Consider the following 7,667-nt stretch of genomic DNA (forward strand, 5'->3'; position numbering starts at 1 on the left):
GTGATTGCGTATCCAGAACTGGGTCCAGAAGCAGTACGCCGACTTGAGGTCAAGGATTTCCCCGTGATGGTCCTTATTGATCACGAGGGGAATAATTTATATGAACTAGGAAAGGCAGAGTATCGGAGAATATAAATATAATAAGAATGTGATTATGTGTGATAGATAAATGAAAAAATGAAAATTGCTGCTGCTTATGCAATTGCCAGTTTGGTCTCTGATGACGAACTCAATACCGATTATATTGTACCTAAGGCGTTCGATCCAAGATTAGCTCCGACTGTTGCCGTAGCAGTAAGTATAGCGGCTATGGATAGCGGGGTTGCTCGTATAAAGATGGATCCGGTAGAAATTTTTGAGAAAGTCAGGAAACTTCAAGAAACAAGATAAGGTTTTATTTGGCATTTGAGTAAAAGTGTATTGTAAAACGGCTTAGAATTATTATTCTAAACCGTTTTTTTGTGCGCCACGCATGACGATTGAAGCATCCGACGTGGGGTCACATATCAAGTCTAACTCAAAAAATGCATCTCAGTGAGATTCAGTGAAACAAGGAGAATAAGGGACTATGACTCCAAAATTAAGGGATTGAACCGCATTAGGGACATTGTGCGAACAGCTCTAAGAGTTCAAGATTTAGTCGTTGCTCAAGGCCTTGTCGTCGCCAAACCGGATATGGTACTGCCGGAATTTCTAAAACTTATATTCCCTAATAGTTTCGTTACTCTCGTCATTCTAGCAGTGGTATCCGCTGCCTTCACAACGGTTAATGCTCTCTTTGTATCTGTTTCGGCTGTCATATCGAATGATTTATACCGCAAGGGGAGTCATCTTATCTTTAGAAAATCAGAAAAGAGTGACGGTAAGGATTTCAGCCTGTTGGTAGGAAGAATAAGCATTTGGGTAGTTGGCGTGGTAGCCGTGAGCATCGCTCTGAGTCAGCCGAAATCATTGACTTCGTTGGTATGGATCGGAATTAATGGGGTTCTCTCAGGGGTTGCTGGTCCACTCATAGCAGGAATTTTTATGCCTAAGGCCCATCGAGTAGCGGCGATTTTTTCTTTTCTAGTCGGCGTAGGTTCTTATCTAATAATTTTCAGATTCTTTATTTCTAATGTTATGGAAGCAGGAGCCTTAAGCAGCTTTTCTGGTACTATAGCAATGTTCATTGTAAATTGGGTAATATCTCACTATAGCGTGAGGGCTAGAGATAAAGTGATATCCTCGTAGAAATGATAGGTATCACTAACAATCATGATTTAGTATTTTTGTAGATTTAAAAAAGCAGTTCTCTTTTTGTAAAGTAAGAGCTGCCTTTTTTGATAAATTGCTTAGGACTATTGTCATAACCCTAGTTATTCCTTATTATGCGCAGTCTGGGTAAAGAAGGGGTGTCCAGACGAGTCGCACTTCAAACTAACTAGAAATACAAAGAAGCACTTCCTCTCATGAACATTCTATTGAACAGTTCTATAAAGATTTTCAAAAATTCCTTGAATTCTAACTACTAACCAACCAATGGATGGTATTACGCTAGTTTTATTTTTAGAACTAAGTCGCCGAGTTATTGAATATTCTTAGAAATGAGAAAGGAGAATAATCAGTATGTGCCGAATATTCAAATAACTATAAAAATTATACAACTTTCAACTGTCTGTAGAAATAGAAATCGGGGAGGGGTTACTGTGTCTCAAAAAGTCCGTGTGGGGATTATCGGTGCAGGTAGAGGAGGAACGTCAATTTATAAAACCCTAAAAGGGATTGAACACGTTGAAATTGTTATGGTTTGCGATATTTCGGACGAAGCACCCGGAATTGTGATTGCTCATCGTGATGAAATCCAGACTAGTAGCTCGATTGAAGAGTTTTGCCAGCAAAAAATGCAGCTCATTATCGAAGCCACTGGGTTATCAGAGGTGCAGCAAAGGATAGAAAAATTAAAATCATGTGATACCTCGGTCATGGAAGCCGAAGGTGCCAATCTGATGATGCATATCATTGAGGAAAAAGAGAAGTTATCCGAAATAAAACGCTTACAGGGAAAACTAGATGCCATCCTCAATTCAGTGCAGGAGGCCATTGAAGTAGCTGGAACGGATGGTATTATCAGGTATGTCAACCCGGCGTTTAGCCGAGTGTCAGGTATTTCTGCCCAACAGAGAATCGGGCAAAATATCTTTGAAGTTTCATCAGATGGAGCTTTAGCTCGTACTCTAAGGACTCATGAACCGATTTTTGCTCATCGCGCCAAAGTAGGCGGATGTAATGTGGAAGTTGTCTCCAATGCATCCCCCATAATTGTTGACGGGAAGATCGATGCAGGAGTCGTGGTCTTTCAACCACTCACGGATATTTATAAAACAATGGAGCAACTCCAAGCTTCTAACCAGGTCATTACAGAGTTACAAAGTCGAATTAATCAAATATCAACTAGTTCTTTCACTTTTGATGACATCCTAGGAAGCCATCCCAATTTCGTACATTCTATAAATTTAGCGAGAAAAGCAGCAAAAAATAACTCTACGGTATTGATTCTGGGAGAAAGTGGTACAGGAAAAGAACTCTTTGCTCATGCTATCCACAGTGCTAGTTCAAGAAGAGATAAACCTTTTATTAAGGTTAATTGTGCAGCAATTCCAGAAACCCTGTTGGAAAGCGAGTTCTTTGGACATGAAAAAGGAGCATTTACGGGAGCAATCAAGACGAAAATGGGAAGAATGGAACTGGCTAACTGTGGGACTATTTTTTTGGATGAGATTGGGGATATGAATCCTTACCTACAATCTAAGCTCTTAAGGGTTATTCAAGACATGGAATTTGAACGGGTTGGGGGGACTCAGACCATTAAGGTTGATGTCCGTGTGATTGCAGCAACGAACCGTGATTTACGAGAGATGGTTAAACAAGGAAATTTCCGCGAAGATCTTTTCTATCGTCTAAATGTGGTTGAATTACGCTTGCCACCACTGCGTCAGCATAAAGAAGATATCCCTGCCTATGCCCGATCCTATATTACGAAATTAAATCGTAAGTTTGGCAAACAAGTTGTGGGAATGAATACACAGGCCGAGCAGCTTCTGTTGAGTTATGATTGGCCAGGAAATGTCAGAGAACTTCAGAATGTGATCGAACGGGCCATGGTTTCTGTGGAAGAAGATATAATAACTCTGAAACAACTTATGAGTTTAATCGAAATTAATGTGGGTGATCGGTCAGAGAAGAAAATTGGGGAACTCATGGCTTTAGATGTACTTGAGAAGAAAATGATCCGTCTGGCGTTACAACGCTTTGGAGATTCAGTAGAAGGGAAAAAGAAGGCAGCTCAAACTTTAAATATCTCCTTAGCTACGCTATACAATAAGATAAAGATCCTTTAAAATGTAAAAAAAGAATTTTTAATTTTTAGATATAATTGCTAGAAATTAAAATATGGGAAACTCTATTAAGTTCAAGAAAACCGATCAAGTCTTCATAAACTTCAGAAAGAACTAGATCGATCGATATGTAATCGGATGTTGAAGCCTACAGTCTGTAGGCTTTTTTGTTTGCAAAGCCAATCATAATATAAAATTTAGAATATTCACGAATTTCAACCAAGTTGGCATAGAACTTGCAATTCGTATAATTCAAAGAACGTATAGTTCAATTTCCAAAAAGGAGAAAAAGTAGGGGGGTATTTTAGGATAGGCTTCCCATAGAAAAATGAAAAAATGATTAAACAGAGAGTGAAGAGAGGAGAAGTATTTTCATGGATACTTTACAACGTCCGTATCATTTCTTAATTCGGCGGGTGCATTCTTTATTAGGACTTATACCTATTGGAATTTTTCTCATGTTTCATTTGACATTAAATCTATCTGCTCAGCTTGGAGCGAGCCAATATGACAAGGTCATCGAGGGCATGAGAAATTTTCCGGGAATATTTGTCGTTGAACTGGTTGTGATCTTTATCCCCATTGCATTTCATGCGGTCTATGGAGCGTGGGTTGTCTATACTGGTCAAAGCAATCTGTTACGTTACAAGTACGCGCGTAACTGGTTTTATATCATCCAGAGAATTTCCGGTGTTTATACCGTTGTTTTTGTTCTTGCTCATGTTTGGATGCTCCGTTTTGGTGAGGCCAACTTTGCTGCACTCCAACACTTTGTCGCGAATCCCTTGGGCTTGATTTTCTATGCTTTAGGTATTGTTCTCGCTATTTTCCACTTCACAAATGGCCTTTGGACATTTGCAATTACTTGGGGAATTACCGTCGGGCAGATTGCTCAACAAAAGTGGAGCTATGCTTGCGCCGTGATATTCGTTATCTTAACTGTAGTTGGGTTAGCTGATTTATCAGCATTTTTGAGATAAAGGAAGGAGATCAGAAATGAGCAAAGTAATCGTTGTCGGGGGTGGGCTTGCCGGGTTAATGGCAACTATTAAAATGGCTGAAGCAGGGACTTCCGTTGATTTATTCTCGCTTGTTCCAGTCAAGAGATCTCACTCCGTGTGTGCACAAGGTGGGATTAATGGTGCGGTCAACACCAAAGGTGAAGGAGATTCACCTTTGGTTCATTTTGATGACAGTGTCTACGGTGGAGATTTTCTTGCTAACCAGCCTCCAGTTAAAGCAATGTGCGAGGCCGCACCCGGAATTATTCATTTAATGGACCGCATGGGAGTCATGTTTAACCGGACACCTGAAGGACTACTCGATTTTAGACGTTTTGGTGGAACAAAATATCATAGGACTGCTTTTGCAGGGGCAACGACAGGTCAACAACTCCTCTATGCGCTTGATGAGCAAGTTCGTCACTTCGAAGTTACAGGACTTGTTCAAAAATATGAAGGATGGGAATTGTTATCTGCAGTACTTGATGGCGGTGCCTGCGAAGGGATAATAGCCCAAAACATGAAAAATATGTCGATTGAGGCTTTTGCGGCAGATGCGGTCATTCTCTGCACTGGAGGCTCAGGTATGATCTTCGGTAAAAGCACAAACTCGACGATTAATACAGGATCTGCCGCCTCGGCTCTCTTTCAGCAAGGGGTTAAATATGCCAATGGTGAGTTTATTCAGATTCACCCCACAACCATTCCAGCCGAAGATAAACTCCGTTTGATGTCTGAGTCCGCTCGAGGAGAAGGCGGACGTATTTGGACGTATAAAGACGGGAAACCCTGGTACTTCCTTGAAGAGATGTACCCATCTTATGGTAACTTAGTTCCCCGGGATATTGCTACTCGGGCCATATATCAAGTCGTTTTTGACATGGGCTTGGGTGTTGACGGAGAAAACAAAGTCTACCTTGATCTTTCCCATATCGATCCTCAGGAATTAGAAGTAAAGCTGGGCGGTATTATTGAGATTTATCAAAAATTTGTGGGTGACGATCCGAAAAAAGTCCCCATGAAGATTTTCCCTGGTGTGCATTATTCCATGGGTGGATTATGGGTTGACTATGACCAGATGACGAATATTCCTGGACTTTTTGCGGCTGGAGAATGCGATTATCAATATCACGGTGCGAATCGTTTAGGGGCGAATTCCCTACTATCCGCAATCTATGGAGGAATGGTCGCTGGACCAAAAACCCTTGAATACATCAAAAAGAATAAAATTAAAACACCTATGGCTGATGGATCCGCCTTTAAGGAAGAGAAAAAGCGTCAAGAAGAAAAATGGGCTAAAATTCTTAATATGAAAGGAACGGAGAATCCATATCAATTGCACAAAGAGTTAGGGGATGTGATGACTGCTAACGTGACCGTCGTTCGTTATAATGACAAATTAGTCGAAACGGATGTTAAACTTCAAGAGCTGATGAAACGTTGGCATAACATTAGTTTAATTGACGATATAGGTTGGAGTAATCAAGCCGCTATGATGGTCAGGCAATTGTGGAATATGTTAGAAATCGCTCGGGTGATCACCTTAGGAGCATTAAGACGAAATGAAAGTCGTGGAGCGCATTATAAGCCGGATTATCCCGATCGTGATGATGAAAATTGGCTGAAGACGACCCTGGCGACATGGACTCCAAATGGGCCTGAGTTTAGTTATGAACCAGTAGATGTTTCCTTAATTCCACCGCGTCTACGGAATTACGCTTCAGATAAATAGGATAAGCAGAGGAGGGGAAAGAGTTGTCAACGCAAAAAAACATACGATTAAAAATTCGCCGTCAAGATGGGCCGAATAAGTCCTCACGGTGGGAAGAATTTGATATTACCTATCGTCCAAACATGAACGTTATTTCGTGTTTAATGGACATCCAAAAAAATCCAGTGAATGCTCAAGGACAAAAAACGAATCCAGTAGTGTGGGAGTGCAATTGCTTAGAAGAGGTTTGCGGTGCATGTACGATGATTATTAACGGTCAGGCGCGTCAAGCCTGCTCAGCCCTCATTGATCAGCTTGCTCAGCCTCTCGTCCTTGAACCCCTCACCAAATTTCCCTTGGTTCGGGATTTAATGGTTGATCGCACACTGATGTTCGAAAATTTGAAAAAAGTCCATGCTTGGATCGATATTGATGGTACTTATGATCTTGGAGCAGGTCCACGGATAGCTGAAGTTAAAAGGCAATGGGCTTATGAGCTATCTAAATGTATGACGTGTGGCTGCTGTATGCAAGCTTGTCCTCAAGTTAATCCCCGTTCTGAATTTATTGGGCCAGCAGCAATTTCCCAAGTTCGACTATTTAATGCTCATCCCTCAGGCGAAATGCATCGGCATGAACGTTTACAGGCACTGTTAGATGATGGAGGTATCGCAGACTGCGGAAATGCCCAAAACTGTGTGCGAGCTTGTCCTAAAGCAATTCCGCTGACGACGAGCATAGCAGCTTTAAATAAAGATGTTAATAAATTCGCGATAAATCATTGGTTGGCCAAATAAGTCTAAATATATAGGTATTTTTGTGGGGTGAAGGATGAAAAAATGAAAGTAATTGATGTCAACGCGATTATTAATGCCGTGGAAAAACTCTGCATCGAAGCGAACTATGACCTGGGCGAGGATGTAATGTTAAGCTTTAAAAAAGGTTTGACCACGGAAAAGTCTCCTCTAGGACAAGAAGTGTTTGAACGTCTCATCGAAAATGCGACGATTGCCCATGCAGAGCGAGTACCGATGTGCCAGGATACGGGTATGACGGTCATCTTTGTCGAACTGGGGCAGGACCTGCATATCGAGGGTGGAGCGTTAACCGATGCCCTGAATGAAGGGGTGCGTCGGGGCTATGAAAAGGGCTATCTCCGTAAATCGGTGGTTAATGACCCCTTTGAGCGTGTCAACACGAAGGATAATACACCGGCGATTATTCATTATGACCTGGTACCTGGGGATGAGTTTCATATTATAGTTGCTCCGAAGGGTGCGGGGAGCGAAAATATGGGGGCTTTAAAAATGCTTAAACCTTCCGATGGTTTGGAGGGAGTGATGCAGTTCGTGGTGGATACCGTGGATCAAGCGGGAGGAAATCCTTGTCCGCCGATTATTGTGGGCGTAGGTGTCGGTGGCAATATGGAGAAAGCGACGTATTTAGCGAAGAAATCCCTTACTCGTGATGTAGGCGTTCATAATAAAGAAGAGCGTTTAGCGAAGATCGAAGAGGAATTGCTGGAGCGGATCAATAAGCTGGGAATTGGACCGCAAGGGTTTGGTGGGGTAAACACGGCTT

Annotated in this window: 8 protein-coding genes; all 8 read left to right on the forward strand. The window is 41.7% G+C overall.

The annotated features are described in order from the left end of the window. Nucleotides 1-135: fumarate hydratase C-terminal domain-containing protein (locus VM640_RS16025; RefSeq protein ID WP_325394036.1), on the forward strand; the 135-nt coding region annotated here is incomplete at its 5' end. Between the two features lie 42 nt (nucleotides 136-177). Next, nucleotides 178-390, forward strand: a complete 213-nt coding sequence (locus tag VM640_RS16030) for a hypothetical protein (protein WP_475394584.1) — start codon at nucleotides 178-180, stop codon at nucleotides 388-390. Between the two features lie 219 nt (nucleotides 391-609). Beyond that, entirely contained in the window at nucleotides 610-1,230 is a 621-nt protein-coding gene (locus tag VM640_RS16035; RefSeq protein WP_325394024.1) for a sodium:solute symporter family transporter, read from the forward strand. Nucleotides 1,231-1,685: 455 nt separating this feature from the next. Continuing rightward, nucleotides 1,686-3,377, forward strand: a complete 1,692-nt coding sequence (locus VM640_RS16040; protein WP_325394026.1) for a sigma 54-interacting transcriptional regulator — start codon at nucleotides 1,686-1,688, stop codon at nucleotides 3,375-3,377. A 371-nt stretch (nucleotides 3,378-3,748) separates the two neighbouring features. After that, nucleotides 3,749-4,354 carry a succinate dehydrogenase cytochrome b558 subunit gene (locus tag VM640_RS16045; RefSeq protein ID WP_325394028.1) on the forward strand — a complete coding sequence of 202 codons (606 nt, stop codon included), beginning with the start codon at nucleotides 3,749-3,751 and terminating at the stop codon, nucleotides 4,352-4,354. Nucleotides 4,355-4,370: 16 nt separating this feature from the next. Beyond that, a complete protein-coding gene (gene sdhA, locus VM640_RS16050) occupies nucleotides 4,371-6,107 on the forward strand; it encodes a succinate dehydrogenase flavoprotein subunit (protein ID WP_325394030.1) in 1,737 nt (578 codons plus the stop codon). A 23-nt stretch (nucleotides 6,108-6,130) separates the two neighbouring features. Continuing rightward, nucleotides 6,131-6,883, forward strand: coding sequence for a succinate dehydrogenase iron-sulfur subunit (gene sdhB, locus VM640_RS16055; RefSeq protein WP_325394032.1), 753 nt, complete (start codon nucleotides 6,131-6,133; stop codon nucleotides 6,881-6,883). A 42-nt stretch (nucleotides 6,884-6,925) separates the two neighbouring features. Further along, nucleotides 6,926-7,667, forward strand: a 742-nt coding sequence (locus VM640_RS16060) for a fumarate hydratase (protein ID WP_325394034.1), incomplete at its 3' end; no start/stop codon positions are given.

This window comes from Desulfitobacterium sp. (assembly GCF_035539115.1).
Lineage (GTDB): Bacteria > Bacillota > Desulfitobacteriia > Desulfitobacteriales > Desulfitobacteriaceae > Desulfitobacterium_A.